Here is a 17,231-nt window from a genome sequence, read left to right on the forward strand (position 1 = left end):
AACTATTTTGACGCATCATCCCTTTTTTCCGTCATTTCATGCAAGTTGCAATTTAATAAAATATAATCGCTTAGATATATTTTATTCAAAAAAAAAGATCAACCGAAACGTCCGGTGATGTAATCTTCTGTCATTTTGATGGACGGATTTGTAAAGATTTTTTTCGTTTTATCGAATTCGATCAACTCGCCGAGCATCATAAATGCGGTGTAATCGGAAATCCGCGCAGCCTGTTGCATGTTGTGCGTTACGATCACAATTGTGTAATCTTTCTTCAATTCGTCGATCGTTTCTTCAATTTTTCCGGTGGAAATGGGATCGAGTGCGGAAGCCGGTTCGTCCATCAAAATAATTTCCGGTTTGTTGGCGAGCGTCCGGGCGATACACAACCGCTGTTGCTGCCCACCGGATAAATCCAGCGCAGAATTCGACAACCGGTCTTTCACTTCTTTCCATAAATCCGCCTGTGTCAGCGACGATTCGACAATTTCATCCAGTTCCGCTTTGTTGGTGATTCCATTTACTTTGGGACCAAACGACACATTTTCCCAAATGCTCATCGGGAACGGATTTGATTTTTGGAAAACCATACCCACCCGTTTGCGCAACTCTTCCAGCCGGATACCTTTGGCAAAAATATCTTGCCCTTCGATGAGCACTTTGCCTTCCAGATAAACGCCGGGAATCAGGTCGTTCATTCGATTGAAACAGCGCAACAATGTCGATTTCCCACAACCGGACGGCCCGATAAATGCCGTCACTTTTTTGTAAGGAATCTTCATGTTGATTTTTTTCAACGAATGCGCGGTTGGATTATAATAAAAATCGAGGTCTTTTGTCTCAATTGAAATCCGCTCATTCGCTGCAGTTTGCGAGTTTGTCGATTGGTTCCCCGGTTCCATTTGGGTTGGGGGTTTCACTTTTTCACCCATTTGATCAACCATTACGATCATCTCTCTTCTCTGATTAAAACGTTGATGTTTTGAATTTTTTTCTCAAATTATTGCGCACATAAATGGCAATCAGGTTCAGTAAAATAACGATCAGAATCAGCAGTAGTGCGGTGCTGTAAACCATTGGTTTTGCTGCTTCTACGTTAGGCGATTGAAACCCGACATCGTAGATATGAAAACCGAGGTGCATAAATTTGCGATCCAGGTGCAGGAACGGAAACGTTCCGTCCAGCGCCAAAGTGGGTGCCAGTTTTACGACACCGGTGATCATCAGCGGTGCAACTTCGCCGGCGCCACGGCTGATTGCCAAAATTAATCCGGTGAGAATACCGGGCATGGCGTTTGGCAGCACCACTTTGCGAATCATCTGCCAGCGGGTGGAGCCGAGTGCCAACGCGCCTTCTTTGTTGGCTCGCGGTACTGCCAGCAAGCCTTCTTCCGTTGCGACCACCACTACCGGCAGCGTCAGCAATGCCAGCGTTAGCGATGCCCACAAAATACCCCCGGTGCCAAAAGTTGGCTCGGGCAATTTATCGCTGAAGAAAAACTGATCGATACCGCCACCGACAAAATACACAAAAAATCCCAACCCGAACACCCCGAAAACGATTGACGGCACACCGGCAAGGTTATTCACAGAGAGCCGGATAAAACGGGTGACCGGTCCCTGTTTGGCGTATTCGTTGAGGTAGATGGCTGCCATCACGCCAAACGGCACAACCGCAATAGACATGAGAATTACCATCATCACCGTGCCAAAAATTGCCGGAAAAACGCCGCCTTCGGTATTGGATTCGCGCGGATCGTCCGCAACAAATTCCCAAACTTTGCCCAGATAATGCCAGCTTTTGGCAAAAATACCCATGGAATTTGGGAGATAAAATCGCACAACTTCTGAAAGCTGGATGTTTTTCTCGCGCCCATCAGCGGTGGTTGTAACCACATAAATTTCCCGTTCTCTGGTGATCAATTCAGTCAGGCGGTCTGTGAGTAGTTGATATTCGGTAGCAATTTCCTGCTCCATTTTTTCCGCTTCCACCTGCAAATCCGCCAGCCGTTTTTGCCCTGTAGTGGTGCGCCCTTCTGCCGAAAGGCTCAGAATATTAATTTCGCGCTGCAACTGGGTCAATGGTTCCGAGAGGAGCGCCAACTGATGTTTCAGGTCTTCCACTGTTTCGCGCATTTCGACGGCGGCTTCATGTGCTTCGCCGGTTTGTTCAATCAAATTGGCATTTTGCTGATCAAATTTTTTGTCGAGAAAATGGAGCTCTGAAATCGTGCCATAAAAATTACCGTATTCCAGTCGTTCAAAAACAACGGCCTTTTCCGGACGGGTTTCGCTTTGCACTTCCGGTTTTTTGAGCCATTTGAAATCCAGTCCGTATAAATCGCGGTTACCGATTTTCAACTGAAACCGGTCCAGCATGTAATATGTGCCGTCCTCGTTAAAAAATTTGTCTGTTTTTTCTTCCCATTGCTCGCCCATATATTTTTCGCCATCGGTCATGGTTACTGCCACAACATCGCGGGGCCAGAAAAACCCAAGACCTTTAACGAGAATAATTACGACAATCCACGCGACCATCATCAGGGATAGCAACAAACCGAGGCTGGCTGCAAAAATATAGGAATCGCCTTTTTGCCGAAAATAACTAATTCTACGTTCCATAATTCCTCAAATTATCCAAAATCTCATTTTCATTTTATGTGAATCTGTTTCGCTAAGCCGAATCAGAACCGGGCATATTTTTTCCGGAGCCGGTCGCCGATCAGCGACGACACCGTATTCAACACAAACGTGAATAAAAAGAGCAGCAGCGCGGTGAAAAACAACACGCGATACAGCGTTCCGCCAACTGGCGCTTCGGGAATTTCAACGGCAATATTGGCGCTCATCGCCCGGAAGCCGTTGAACGGGCTAATATCGAGAATCGGTGTGTTACCGGTGGCCATCAGCACAATCATCGTTTCGCCAACGGCGCGACCCAAACCCAGCATGATTGCCGCAAAAATGCCGCCGGAAGCCGCCGGAAGCACCACCCGTCGAACCGTTTGCCAGCGCGAAGCTCCCAACGCCAGCGATGCGGATGTGAGCGATTTGGGCACGTTTGCCAATGAATCTTCCGCCACTGTAAAAATAATCGGGATAACCGCAAAGCCCAGTGCAAACCCGACGATCAGGCTATTACGGGTTTCGTAAGTAATATTGAAGCTGGAATACAGCCACTGTTGGAAATTACCTGCAAAAAACCAGCCTTCCATTGTTGTGCCAAAATTATACGACAGCCAATATGCCAGCAGCACAAAAGGCACCATGAACGCCATTTCCCAGCCGGCGGGAATTTTTACCCGTCGATCTTCCGGGATCAACCACCAAACAAACACACCCAGCGCAAACGCAACCGGCAGCCAGAATGTGAACAGCATCACCGTCATCAAATGGTCCTCAAAAACCGGTGAAAAATACAGTCCGGCAAGAAATCCGATAACAACACTCGGCAGCGCAGCCATAATCTCGACGGTGGGCTTAACCACCCGCGCCATCCAGTCCGGTGAGAATTGGGAAACATAAACCGCAGCCAATATTGCCAACGGAATAGAGAAAAGCATCGCATAAATGGTGCCTTTCAGCGTTCCGAAGATTACCGGAATGAGGCTCAATTTGGGTTCGAATTCATCGCTGCCGCCGGTTGATTGCCACACAAATTCCGGTTGCGGATAGCCTTCGTACCACACTTTTCCAAAAAGGGTTTTGACAGTCGTTTCCGGATGCGGGTTATCCAGCGCGAAGAAGCTAAAACGGTGTTTTTGATCGACCAGCACAATCCCATTCGATTTTGGCGAAAAAGCACTGGCAGCTACCGGGTTTTCGCTTTCGAGAAATGACAACTGGGTTTGGCCCGATGTTGAGTAATGCAGTTTTGCCGCACCGTGCGAATCGATGGTTAAAAAGTTGCGGTTCCGCGATGACATTTCCATGATTGTCACCGGGTTTTGGTGCGATGCAAAGGTATGTATTTTCTGAAACTTAAACAGGTTATTTGGCGTGCGAACCGGAAACCAGACTTCCACCGTACCGGTCGTCGAGCCGATCGCCAATGCCTGATCGCCCAGCAAATAGCCGAGTGCGGTAATCTGCTGGTTATCAGACTGCCACTCATCTTTTAATTGGATAGATTCGTAATCGCTGATGTCGTACCATTGCAAATTGCCGTTACGATGCCCGATCACCAGATTTTCGCCATTGTGGCTGGTGGTAATTGCGGTGATCCGTGCGCCGTCCAATTTTTTATTGAAAGAATCATGGAAAAACTCTTCCTCATCGTCGGCGTCGTAAATCCGTAAATGCAATTCATTATTTTGATCGACATAAGCCCAAAACCGTGATAAATCCTCATTTTGGACAAATGACAACCCGACAATTTGCGTTTTGCTGCTATCAGCAGCCGGGGGCGTTTGCCAGGTTTCGAGCTCCTCAAATGATGGAACGATTTCGCGTGCCGCATCTTGGCTGTATTTTGGCGTCATCTCAATTTCGGCCGTAATAACTCGCCCGGAATCCGTGCCCACAGCAAACACTTCGCGGGTCAGGTTACCTTTTACGGCGCACAAAATCCGTTCGTCTCCAATTAACGAAAGCTGTTGTTCCATCAACAACTGGTTGTCTTTCAAGCGATAAAATCGAATCAAACCGTTTTCATCGATCATATACCCGACTTCCTGATACGCATCGATCCCGGTCAGCAGCACCCGGCTTTCAGCGCTTCCGGCGGGAATAGAAAACATCTCTTCCACAGATGCGCTTTTTGCGAGCGGAAGACTTTGGTACAGCAAAAACAGCAAAATTGCCGAAATGCTAATAATGATGCCGTAACCGCCGGCTGTAATCATTCGTCGCGCCCAGCGATCAGCGCGATACACTTTTTGATAATGGGAATCGCGGTCGGCTTTGTTGTCGGAAAAGGATGATTTTGGTTCCGTTTGATTACTCATTTCTGAACTACGTTAAGTTAATATTAACAATCGTTTATCATTTTTAAATTTTACCCTCAGAACTGGTACGGACACCAGCCTGAGGGTAAACATTTGACAATTGGAACAAACCGATTTTTTTATTTACAGAGCTTATGAACCGGATTCCAACATTTGGAGTTGTTCCATAACAACATCATAAGATAAAGGCAGATAACCATCTTTCACCACAATTTCCTGACCTTCATAACTCAACACAAATTTCAGGAATTCCTTCACCAACGGATCGAGGGGCTTGGTGGGCGATTTCACGATGTAGAGATAAAGATAGCGGGATAGCGGATAGTCGCCGTTGAGTACGTTTTCGTAGCTGCCATCGTAAACTTTGTCACCTTTTTTGTCGCTCAAAGCCAGGGTTTTAACACCGGATGTTTTGTATCCGATACCGCTGTAACCCATCGCAAATTTGTCTTCGGTGATGCCCTGAACCACAGATGCGGAGCCGGGCTGCTCTTTTACGGCATCTTTAAAATCGCCTTTTTTGAGCGCTTCATCTTTAAAATAACCGTATGTGCCGCTGGCGGAGTTACGACCGAACAGCCGGATCGGCTGGTTTGCCCATTCGCCGGTCAACCCCAAACCACCCCAGGTTACGATATCTTCAGCGATGCCGCGTTTCCGGTTTTTGGAGAAAACCGCGTCCACTTCGTCCAATGAGAGCGATTTCAAAGGATTGTCTTTGTGAACAAAAACCGCCAGCGCATCCAGCGATGTGCGGATTTCGGTGGGTTTGAACCCGTATTTTTTCTCGAACGAATCGATTTCTTTGGACTTCATCGGGCGGGACATCGGGCCGAATTGCGCGGTGCCTTCGATGAGTGCCGGCGGTGCGGTCGAAGATCCTTTACCTTCGATCTGCACATTCACAAGCGGATAGTGTTTACGAAAACCTTCCAACCACAGGGTCATCAGGTTGTTCATCGTATCGGAACCGATACTGTTGGCATTTCCGCTAACACCGGTCGCCTTTTTGTACTTCGGAATGCGTTCGTCAACTTTGGTTTCTGCGGACGCACTATACATGCCCAATGTGGCAATCATCAGCACAGCCAGCAGAATTTTGTTTGCATTGTTCTTTTTCATTTTGCCTCCTTTTGTAGACGTATTGTTTTTTAGTTTCTCAATGCGCCCAAAAATTAGTATTTCAATGTTGCATTTCTGTTACAAGTCCGTTGCAATGGCAATGTATTTTTCATCACAAATTAACAGTGAACTGGGAACGGATTTTGAAAATACTGTCCGCGCCATCGGCTGCAGGCATCTCTATTTCACCATTTAGCTGGATGCGCGTATTTTTTCCAAAATAGAATTCCGGGCCAAAACGCACGTAAGATGCTTCATCTTTTTCAACATCGCCATTCGGATCGATAAATGAAAAACCGGCGGCAAAACCAATACCGTCAATTCCGCCAAAATTCTCATTCGCCGATGCCAGTTTTTTCATCCAGCGACCGGTCAAATCCAGCAGCATAAAACTGGTGTTATCTGCCGATCCGATAAAATCTTTGCTGACGGAGCCAAAAACCGCACCGCCTTCGATATCGAGTCCAGCATCTTTCAGATAAAATCCAAAATCCGGCGCGATCGCGGTTACGGTGCCCGTATTATCCAGCGAATCCACTGCGATTTCATTACCGAGCGTGTTGCTCACAGCAGAAATGCCGATTTCGATAGCTTCGCTCAGTTCCACATCCAATCGTCCGGCGAACATTTTGCCATTGTTAATGTCATCCGATTTGGTTGATCCTGCAGTTTCGCGAATGCCTTCACCCGCACCGTTGGAATAGTTAATTGCAAATCCCGCTTTTTCGCCAAGTTCACCACCAATTTCCACACCGACATGGCGGGCGGAAAGCAACATGCCGTCCAAAAACCCGGCGACAGCGCTTCGCTCTACCAACAGCAATTTCCCGGAGGAACGCTTGAATTCTTCACGCCAAACCGGTACTTTGAATTGCCCGAAGCGAAAATACCCTTCGCCAAATAATTTGATCTCGCCTTCCGCATCTTTTAACACGGGTGCGTTATCGCGAATGTCAAATTGAATTTTACCGCTGACAAAATCCGTCATTTTGACGCTGGTCTGCAACCGGACCCGGCGCATCCGGAATCCCTGATTGGTTCTGCCGGCATCTGCGTCTGTATTGGAATCATATAAATGTTGCATTTGCACACGCCCGCTAAACGACCATTTTTTTGCGTTTTTAATTTCGATATCATCTGCCAACAACGTGTGATTAATGAAGAAAAACAGTACCAAACTCAACAGCCACTTCGTCCCGGATAAACGCATACATCCTCCATCTGATAAAATTATGTTAATTTGCGAATATTTTGTCTTTCGCTCAGTTAATGTTACAAGCGTTGCAATTATAACCTTTTGTATGTTACAATCATGTTACAAGCCAACTAACAATCAATGACGATATTTGAAAATGTTCCGGAGGGAGTGTGTTGCAAAAAAAAAGTGCCGGCTGATTCAGCCGGCACTCCAGATTATGACAATTCCAAAATTTGCGCTAAAGCAATCGGATTTTATCCAAAAATTGATTTCAAAATATAGTAAAACAAAATTGCGAAAATTGCCCCGGCCGGGATGGTTACAACCCATGAAATGACAATATTAGTAACCACTCGCAGGTTTAACGCGCCAATGCCGCGGGCAAGTCCCACACCCAAAACACCGCCAACCAAGGTGTGAGTTGTGCTAATCGGTAAACCCAATTTTGATGCAATAACAATGGTGGTTGCCGCTGCAAATTCCGCCGAAAATCCCCGGGTTGGTGTCAGCTCGGTAATTTTTTTACCGATGGTTAGCATCACCCGCCAACCCCAGGTTGCCAAACCAACAACAATCCCAACGCCACCCAAACCGAGCACCCAAAGCGGAACGGCTGTTTTCGCAGAAATCACACCGGTGGTTACGATTGTGATCACAGATGCCAACGGTCCAACCGCATTGGCGACATCGTTTGCACCGTGTGCAAAAGCCACAAACGCAGCACTTAAAATTTGCAAATAGATAAATATCCGTTCCACAGTTTTGAACTCGGTGCTGCCCTGTTCAACAGTTACACCCTTCGACACTTCTTTGTCAATTACTTCCAAACTGTTCAAAATCGATTTTATCTGGTCGCGAACATCACCATTGGCAGAGCTCTGGACCTTATTTAGATGCTTAATTGCCTTGCCCAAGCTATCCCCAACAACTTCCGGCTGCTGAAGAACAACTCGCTCTTTGACCACAACAGGCTTGATTCGCTTGACCAGAAAATGACTGACAACTGCCGCAATAGCACCAATTAGCATCGCTATCAGCATCGAGTCACCAAAACTGAGATCCAGTTTTAGATTTTTGAGTCCTTTGAACACCATCGTTAACGTGAGGATAAAAAACACAAAAAAAACCAGGTAGGGAGTTACCCGCCTGGCTGCGCGAATGGGATCATCGCTGTCGTAAATGGTACGCCGGATGAGCATAAAAATCAGAAATGCGATAGTGCCGCACATCAACGGAGAAACCACCCAACTGGCGACAATAGAACCAACTTGCGGCCAATCTGCGGCGGCAAAACCGCCGTACATCACTCCAAATCCCAACACCGCACCAACAATGGAGTGGGTTGTCGAAACGGGCCAACCGTAATAAGATGCCAGTTGTAGCCAAATGGCGGCAGCCAATAATGCGCCTATCATCCCATATGCGAGATCCAACTCGTGCCCGGTAAAAATTTCGGGGTTGATGATTCCTTTTCGAATGGTTTCCGAAACGTGAGTTCCGACAAGAAATGCACCGGCAAATTCCAAAACAGCCGCAATAATAACTGCTCTTTTGATTGTTAAAGCACCGGACCCAACCGATGTTCCCATTGCGTTGGCAACATCATTTGCCCCGATACTCCACGCCATATAAAAACCCGCAATCAGTGCAATTCCCAATATAACGGTTTCAATAGCCATAAGAATTTTCTTCCTTAATCATTCTAATTCAGTATTTGCGTCAATATTCAAATATAAATGCTGTAAGTTAGTGTATTTCCAATAACATACGCACACGATTTGCCAGTTTTTCCGCATTATTGCTTAACGAAGCAATAGCTTGCAGAATATTATTCCAGAGGATAAAACTGCTCACCGAAAGCTTGCTGTCCATATTGTAAAGTTTTTTGTTGAGTTCGCTTTGCAAAACGTCAGCCTGATGTTCCAGATAAGCAACTTCTTCAATCATTTTCTTCACTTTTTCGGCTTCTTTACCGCCAAAGGATGCTTCCAAAAGCTCATCCATTTCCTGCATTATTTTATGGACATAGTTTGCAGCTTCAATATTTTTGTCGATAAATTTTTGCAACTCATCCTCAAGCCCTTCCAGCGGTTCGAGTTTTTTCAGCGTCATCATTACGCCAATGTCTTCTGCTTTATCGGCCATTCTGTCCTGCAAGGATAATATTTCCAGAAGATCTGCCCGATTCACCGCCAAAAACAAGCCTTTGGGCAAATTATTGCGAATCTCATTTTTGGTCAGATCCGCCGCGTGTTCCAGTTCTGAAATTTCCTGCGCCACTTTTTTCAATTTTTTGAAATCCCGTTGGTAATAGGCTTCAAACAAATTGGTTACTTTGTTAACACAAATCGCTACTTTTTCCATGTGCGATTGCAGTGGCTCAAAAGGCGATTTCGCAAATAGATTACGAAATACATTCATAGAAAATCTCCACCTTGAATTGATATTAATTCGGCATTTTGCGTTTCATTTGTTACAAACATATTAATTTTAGTAACAAAGGTTACAGTTTAATTAAAATAAGACAAAAAACCAAAAGAAATTGATTGTAGTCAGCTCTACTGTGGGTTCTGATTTGGTGTGAAATCGGTAGGGTAAAAAATGAGGCAAACATCTATAACCACAAACGAAGTGTTCGTTTGTCAAAAAGTTGCGGATTAATAAATCATATCAACAATTGCAGAATTTTAGGATTGGAGCATCGCTTCGACAGTTGCAATAACGGTATCGATCGTGAATGGCTTGGCGATAAATTGGCTGTTTTTATCCAACAGTTGGTCCAATTCCTGCTGCTCGACATATCCGCTCATCAACACAATTTTTAGATCGGGATTCATCCGGCGCATTTCTTTGAACGCGTTTTTGCCATCCATTATGGGCATTTTCCAGTCTAACATTACCAAGTTTACTTTGGCGCTGTTTTGGCGATAATAATCAACACCTTCCTGCCCATTTTCAGCCAAAATAACGCGGTATTTGAATCGGGAAAACACAGTTTTCAGCATTTTTCGGATGGTATCGTCATCATCAACGATTAACAAGGTTGGTGCCGAATGTCCTTTACTGCCCTGTGGGTTCAATAGCTTCATCGTCCTCAGTATTCGGTAGTGTGATCTTTCCGTAGATCAAAACTTCTACGATAAAGTTGATTTATGATATCGTTCAACTGTTATTTCCCACTTTTGCTGCAGACTTTGGCAGCGTTTCTGGCGCAAGATAATTGAAAAAAACATACACGTAAATAGCATAAAAACTTAATTTGACAAAAAATATGCACCAATCAAGTAGGATATTTGCTACAAAACATTCCATGATAATACGATACGTTACATGTTTGTAAACAGCTGATCAGCGCTATTTTTTCGACAAATAAAATAGCGATTCTGCTATTCCACCAGACCTTCGCGCAGCGCGTATCGAATGATATCCGCATTGCTTTTCATGTTCATTTTTCGCAAAATCCGGGTGCGGTGTGTGCTGACAGCGCTCAAACTCAGCGATAATTCATCGGCGATATCCTTCAACTTCTGCCCCGAAGCAATCATACGCATCACCTGATATTCCCGGTCAGAAAGCAATTCGTGCGCTGGTTTGTTATCTTTATTATCATATCCGGAAATGAGTTGCTCAACAACATTTGAGCTAAAATAAACTTTTCCTGCCAACACCCGTTTTAATGCGGAAACAAATTCCGTCGGATCACCATCTTTGGTTAAATAACCACTGGCACCCGCTTTCATTGCCCGAACGGCATATTGATCTTCCGAATACATGCTTAAGATAAGCACCGGCACATCCGGCTTCACCCGTTTCAGTTCCTGCAACACTTCCAGCCCGTTTCGTCCCGGCATTGAAATATCCAGAAAAACGGCATCGAATGAACTTTTGAAAATTTTGCTGAGCACTTCCTGACCGTTGCTCGCTTCTTCTACCACAATTTCTTCCGACGCAGCCTGAAGTGTTTGCATTAAGCCCTGGCGAAATACGGGATGATCATCAGCAATCAGAATTTTGGTCATTTTAGCTCTCCTTTGTTAATTTATTGGCACTATTACATTTACGGCTGTTCCCTCGCCGGGAGCACCTTCGATACTTACGGTGCCGCCGAGTGAATGGATGCGCTCCCGCATCCCAATCAAGCCGAAAGTTTTGGGTGTTTTGAGATGCTCCTGATCAATCCCGATACCATTATCGCGGATGGTCATGAACAAATCGTCACCGTCTATAAAAATGTCTACATCAATTTCCGTTGCGTTGGCATGACGAAAAATATTGGTCAACGCTTCCTGAAATACTCGGAACAACGCACTGCCGCGCTGTTCATCGATGACAATATTGTCGTCTATCCGAACATTAAACTGAATGCCCGAACGCTGCTGGAACTCTTTCGATTGCCAGGCCACCGCTGCAGTAAAACCGAGGTTGTCCAACATGCTGGGGCGTAATTTGCGGGAGATTTCCCGAACTTTTTTGATGGTAATGTTGATAATTTCGGACATTGACCGGGTTTTTTCGAACAAGATTTTTGCATTTGCCGGAAAGCGTTTTTCCAGCCAGGTAATGTCCATTTTCAGCGCGGAAAGCTGCTGCCCGAATTCGTCGTGTATTTCCCGGGCAATCCATTTTCGCTCCTCTTCCCGCGTTGTTTCGAGATGCGCGGATAGCGATTGCAATTCTTCTTTGTAGCGATTCAGCTCTTTTTCGGTAATCTCCCGGCGCTTCACCTCTGCGTTCATATCCTCGATTCTGTTTTTATACATCGTTTGCCGGCGCCGTAATCGATCGGCGAGATCGTCCGATTTTGCTTCCAGCAGATGGTGTTCGTTCCAACGTTCGGTTACATCAACCAAAATGAGCTGCGTGCCAACCGGATCGCCATATTTATCATCGATAACTGCAGTAAAAATATCAACATAAAGGATGTCATCATTATTACAGGTTAAGCGGACATCCCGTAAAATTTCCGGCGCAAATTCGCCGGTGAACATTTTCGAAATTCGTTGTTGGTCGGCTTTGTCGATAAAATGAATCATATTTTTACCAACCAGCAATTTTTCGTCATAACCCAGCATCACCGATGTAAACTGGTTGCAATAATCGATTTGCCCGTTCAAATCCAGCATCAAAATGCCCTGCGGCGCTGTGTTCACCAATTTTTGATAGCGTTCGATGCTCTGCCGAAGTTTTTCTTCTGCTTCGGACTCTTTTCGTAAATCCCAAAATACGGCAAGTAAGCCGGGTTTTCCGTTGTAGCTGATCGCCCGGGTGAACACTTTTACGGGAATCGAAACCCGGTTTTTGGAAATCAATTTCATCCGGGTCAGTTCTTCGGAATCGTTACTTTGCAGGTTAAAAATAAGTTCAGTGTATTTTAGCCGCTGCTCGATGCCAAATAATTCCGAAATGTTGAGTCGCTGCAATTCCTCGCGGGAGTAATCGAGCATGCTCATCAGCGATTCGTTACAATACAAAATCCCTTTTTGCAAGCTAACAACGCAAACACCGGTCGGGAAACTTTCCATCAACGTATTGAGGCGATTTCTGTTCTCGTTTATTTCTTGTTCTGCAGTTTTTCGATTGGAAATATCCTGGCAAACGAGCAAAATTCGCGCTTCGCCGTTGCGATCGCGAATAACCCGGGCTGTCGCTTCCACCCAAAATGATTCTGCGCCGTTGCGGAGCATTCGAATTTCGGTTCGATCTGTTTCGCCAGTGTTTTCCAGTTGTTTCTGTAAAAAATGATTGATTTTTGAGCCATCTTGTTTGTCTGCCAATTGCGAAAATGGTTTTCCCAAAATGTCATCAATACGATATCCCAATTCCTCCGCACCAAAAATATTGGCGGATAAAATTGCCGATTTCTGATCAAGCATAATCTGTATCGACGGCATTTCGTCGTAAAGCTGGCGGAAGCGTTCTTCGGTAAATTGCAGCACCGTTTCCAGATGTTTTTGTTCTGAAACATCCTGTATTGCCCATGCGATTGCGCCGTCCGGCAATCGCCGCAAACGCATTGCCAACTCGCGTATTTTTCCGTTCGAGCCGGGCAAATGAATGTTGCCCTGCCACTCACCCAAACGTTTGATTTGTGGCAGCGCATCACGATTTATTTTGTGAACAACACTTTCCGGCAAACTTTCTGCCCAATTTTTTTCGCTCCATTTTTGCTTTCGATCCAACCCGAATCGCTGCAGAAAAGCGGGATTAAGATACATCCAACGATTTTGCGCATCGCTGAGCGCCATGCCTTCGGCGGCAATTTTTGCAATTTCGTGCCAGTTGCGCAGCAAGTTAATACGTTGACGCAAATCGCCGATCTCCCCGAGCAATTGCTGTTTGGCTTTCAGCAATTTGCGCAATTCGGCATCCGGCGGAGCGGGTTCCGGTGTTGCTTTTTGGGGCTTTTCTGCAACGGGTTCGTTTGCCTCCGGGCTGGAAAACAGCCACATCTGCCCCAAAATTTGCCCCTCTCCTTCCAGTTGCTCCACACTCAGTTCAACACTTTCGCCATTTTTAAGCAGCAATGTTTCCCGATTGGCGGAATAAGGATTTTCCTGAATTTTCATCCGCCAATTATGCAGCTGGCGGTTATTTTTCAACTGTTTTTCTATAAAACTAACGGCTAATTCATCATCCCCCGATTCCAGAAAATAACGGGGAATTTGCCAGATTTTGATTAACTGCGGGTTGTGACCAATCAGATTTCCGGACATGTCAAACAGGAGAACGCCTTCGCTTCTGGCACCCAAAAGAACACGGATCATCGAGCGTAAATTTCCCAATCCGGACTCGATCTGTTTACGCTCAAGTTCGCCCCAGTTTAACTTTGCTTTTGCGCGGGCAAGTTCAAAAACCAGGTCGTTTACTTTTTTTTCGTTATCTTTTGGCTGATCTTCCAGCACGGCAATGCTCCACTGTTCAACACGAATGAATATATTTGTTAACCGGTTTACTCATCATTTTATAACGCCTGATAACCCGAACAAATTTGTCCAGATATTTATCGGATGCAACAAAAATTACCGGAAATTTCCAAACTGAAATGTCCGTATCGGCAATAGCCATGCCAGCGGAATCATCCGCTGCGGCATAAATCAAGTGCATTTGGATTAAAGAGCGGAAGAGAAATCATTGATTTTTATGATATCTTCCATGATAATGTGCCGGTTTCACAGCACGTTGCTCACCTGTTAGTTGATGTTAAACATGAATTTAGCGAAAATATCTTATCACAACAGGCAGAAGCCTTCATCCCTGAACCCTAAAAAAATACGGAACCTGAGCGGTTCCGTAATGATATTACAAAATCCTGTTAATATTTACAATGGATTCGCAAAAATATTTTTATGGCACCCGCAAAACCTGCACAAACAGCCAAAAAAATATTGGTTTTAACGGTGCGATTTGCGCTGTTGCACACAAAAACTACACCCGTTCCAATAAAATTTCCTCAGCATGTTTCAACTGATCTACGGTGTTGATGCCGTGCGTTTCTTCGACATTTTCTGTAGGAAAAGCCGCTATTTTTTCGCCGCGCTGAACATAAATTTTCAGCACATCCGGCAAATAATATTCGCCCTGCTTGTTGTCATTTTTCACTTTCGGCAGGGTTGCGAACAGCTCTTTTGCGTCAAACAGGTAAATGCCCACGTTAATTTCGCGGATTTTTCGGATGTCTTCGCTGGCATCTTTTTCTTCGACAATTTCTTTTACAAAACCATCCGCATCACGAACCACACGACCGTATCCGGTCGGATCGTCCATCATTGTGGTGAGCATGGTTGCCAACGGCTGTTGTTCGTTGTGATAATCCACCAATTTTTGCAGACTTTGCGCCTGAAGCAATGGCACATCGCCAGATAGCACCAAAATGTTACCATCATAATTCTGGAATTCCGGCGCAGCTTGCATAACAGCGTGACCGGTTCCCAATTGTGGGTCCTGAACAGCGAATTTTACGTTGCGATTTTTTAATGCTTCCCGAACCAATTCACGCCCGTGCCCGATGATGAGCACCACTTTTTCGGATTGAATTTGCTCGGCGGCATCTATCACATAATGCACCATCGGGCGATCGTTCAACGGGTGCAATACTTTCGGTAAATCGGATTTCATTCTCGTGCCTTTTCCGGCAGCTAAAATCACGGTTGATAAAGAACTCATTTCCACTCCTTTCGAATTCATGGTATTTAACTTATCCCTAACATAATCGCGCATCCGGCAACGGGCTTTAACAAACAACCGATTTTGCCGGCTACAGCCGATCAATTTACAGCGAAAATCTGGCGAAATTGTGACCGGGATAATTTTTGGCGGAAGCCGGCTTTTGCGGAAGATTATTCGAGGATGACGCCGCCACCCAAACAGCGGGTGCCGTCATAAAATACAGCGAATTGTCCGGGCGCGATGCCGGAACGATCCGGTTGTTCGAGCTGAACTTTGGCGCGATTATCCGGCAGCCATTCGATCTGGCTGCGGTAAATTTTGGCGCCATGGCGAATTTTCACCAATAATTCCGTTTGTTGCGGCGCACTTTCGGCAATCCAGTTGAATTCTCCGGCGATGAACGTATCGCGGAGTTTGTCTGTCATATCGCTGCGCCCGGAAACGTAAATCCGGTTATTGGGAATATCTTTCCGAACCACATACCACGGACCGCCGGAAAGCCCCAATCCCTGCCGCTGTCCAATGGTGTAGTAATAGTATCCGTTGTGCTCACCGAGCACTTCCCCGCTGTCCGTTTCGATGATGTCACCTTTTTTGATGCCGAGATGCTCTTTGATGAAATCGGCAAATTTGATCTGCCCGAGAAAGCACAATCCCTGGCTATCGCGGCGGCTTTGGGTGGGTAAATCATATTTTTTCGCGAGATCGCGCACCTGCGCTTTGGTAAATTCGCCAATCGGGAATAACGCGCGGGATAGCTGCTGCTGGCTGAGATATGCCAGAAAATAGGTTTGATCTTTGATATCATCCGGCGTGCGTTCGAGCACGGTTTTGCCGATTGATTCATCAAAACGCACACGCGCATAATGCCCGGATGCCACCTTTTCAAATGACGGATCAATTTTATCGATAAATTGCCCGAATTTAACCAGATTGTTGCAAAACATATCCGGGTTTGGTGTGCGCCCGGCTTTGATTTCGTCGATGGTGTATGTGATCACCGAATTCCAGTATTCATCTTGCATCGGCATCACTTCCAGCGGAATGCCAACCTGATCGCAAACCGCGCGACAATACGACAAATCCTCTTCCCACGGGCATTCGCCCAAAAATGAGAATTCTTCCTGCAACCAGATTTTCAGATAAAATGCAGTGATTTCGTGACCGGCTTCGTGCAACAATCGCATCGCGACCGAACTGTCCACGCCGCCGGAAAGTAACATGGCTATTTTCATGAATTTACGTTTTCAAAAACCTCTTTCAGATGAACCTCAAACCCTTTTAACATTTTGGAAGTAACGCTCCCTTCACCCTCTTTTGATGCAAACAATTCGTAACGGTTGCCGGAAAGTGTAAAAACTTCGATGCAGGCAAATTCCGGGAAAACAATCCAGTATTCGCCGACGCCATATGTTTCGTAAATTGCTTTTTTGGTAACGGTATCCAGTGTAACGGAGCCCTGCGAAACGATTTCCACCACCAAATCCGGCACGCCGCGAATCCAGTCCTGCACGATACCCAAATTTTGTTTTCGAATAAAAATAAGGTCCGGCTGCAAGCGGTTTTTGCCTTCCTCAAAAATAACATCCAGCGGGGAAATAAACACCTTACCCAGATTTTTGGATTTAACAAAATTGCGCATTGAACTCGTTAGTTCCAGCAAGATTTCCTGGTGTGATGAAAGCGGACTCGGGCTCATTATTTCCTCTCCGTTGATAATCTCGGTCAAATCGATATCTGATATTTTTTGCTGAACGATCGTTGCCATTTTTTACACTCCGTTTTTTTTACGTCCCTGT

At 45.6% G+C, this 17,231-nt stretch carries 13 protein-coding genes; all 13 read right to left on the minus strand.

The genetic code is table 11. The features are described 5' to 3' along the window. Nucleotides 1-98: 98 nt before the first annotated feature. Nucleotides 99-902: a phosphate ABC transporter ATP-binding protein gene (gene pstB / locus H6629_18590; protein MCB9069791.1), complete on the minus strand. Its 804-nt coding sequence runs from the start codon at nucleotides 900-902 to the stop codon at nucleotides 99-101. A 64-nt stretch (nucleotides 903-966) separates the two neighbouring features. Then, a complete protein-coding gene (gene pstA / locus H6629_18595) occupies nucleotides 967-2,622 on the minus strand; it encodes a phosphate ABC transporter permease PstA (GenBank protein ID MCB9069792.1) in 1,656 nt (551 codons plus the stop codon). 62 nt (nucleotides 2,623-2,684) lie between these two features. After that, nucleotides 2,685-4,946, minus strand: a complete 2,262-nt coding sequence (locus tag H6629_18600) for an ABC transporter permease subunit (protein MCB9069793.1) — start codon at nucleotides 4,944-4,946, stop codon at nucleotides 2,685-2,687. Between the two features lie 132 nt (nucleotides 4,947-5,078). After that, entirely contained in the window at nucleotides 5,079-6,068 is a 990-nt protein-coding gene (locus H6629_18605; GenBank protein MCB9069794.1) for a PstS family phosphate ABC transporter substrate-binding protein, read from the minus strand. 112 nt (nucleotides 6,069-6,180) lie between these two features. Then, nucleotides 6,181-7,278, minus strand: coding sequence for a hypothetical protein (locus H6629_18610; GenBank protein ID MCB9069795.1), 1,098 nt, complete (start codon nucleotides 7,276-7,278; stop codon nucleotides 6,181-6,183). A gap of 242 nt (nucleotides 7,279-7,520) precedes the next feature. Further along, on the minus strand, nucleotides 7,521-8,945 hold the full coding sequence (locus tag H6629_18615; GenBank protein MCB9069796.1) for an inorganic phosphate transporter: 1,425 nt from the start codon (nucleotides 8,943-8,945) through the stop codon (nucleotides 7,521-7,523). A gap of 67 nt (nucleotides 8,946-9,012) precedes the next feature. After that, nucleotides 9,013-9,687, minus strand: a complete 675-nt coding sequence (locus H6629_18620; protein ID MCB9069797.1) for a TIGR00153 family protein — start codon at nucleotides 9,685-9,687, stop codon at nucleotides 9,013-9,015. Nucleotides 9,688-9,953: 266 nt separating this feature from the next. After that, entirely contained in the window at nucleotides 9,954-10,355 is a 402-nt protein-coding gene (locus tag H6629_18625) for a response regulator (GenBank protein MCB9069798.1), read from the minus strand. 297 nt (nucleotides 10,356-10,652) lie between these two features. After that, the gene (locus tag H6629_18630) at nucleotides 10,653-11,285 is read right to left on the minus strand and encodes a response regulator transcription factor (protein MCB9069799.1); all 633 of its coding nucleotides are present in this window, start codon (nucleotides 11,283-11,285) and stop codon (nucleotides 10,653-10,655) included. 15 nt (nucleotides 11,286-11,300) lie between these two features. Then, a complete protein-coding gene (locus H6629_18635; GenBank protein MCB9069800.1) occupies nucleotides 11,301-14,168 on the minus strand; it encodes a PAS domain S-box protein in 2,868 nt (955 codons plus the stop codon). A 523-nt stretch (nucleotides 14,169-14,691) separates the two neighbouring features. Then, nucleotides 14,692-15,429, minus strand: coding sequence for an NTP transferase domain-containing protein (locus H6629_18640; protein MCB9069801.1), 738 nt, complete (start codon nucleotides 15,427-15,429; stop codon nucleotides 14,692-14,694). Nucleotides 15,430-15,602: 173 nt separating this feature from the next. Beyond that, nucleotides 15,603-16,667 carry a tRNA 2-thiouridine(34) synthase MnmA gene (gene mnmA / locus H6629_18645; protein ID MCB9069802.1) on the minus strand — a complete coding sequence of 355 codons (1,065 nt, stop codon included), beginning with the start codon at nucleotides 16,665-16,667 and terminating at the stop codon, nucleotides 15,603-15,605. Next, a complete protein-coding gene (locus tag H6629_18650) occupies nucleotides 16,664-17,200 on the minus strand; it encodes a Uma2 family endonuclease (GenBank protein MCB9069803.1) in 537 nt (178 codons plus the stop codon). Before H6629_18650 ends, mnmA begins: the two co-directional genes overlap by 4 nt. Nucleotides 17,201-17,231: the final 31 nt, after the last annotated feature.

The organism is Calditrichia bacterium (assembly GCA_020634975.1).
GTDB lineage: Bacteria > Calditrichota > Calditrichia > RBG-13-44-9 > J075 > JACKAQ01.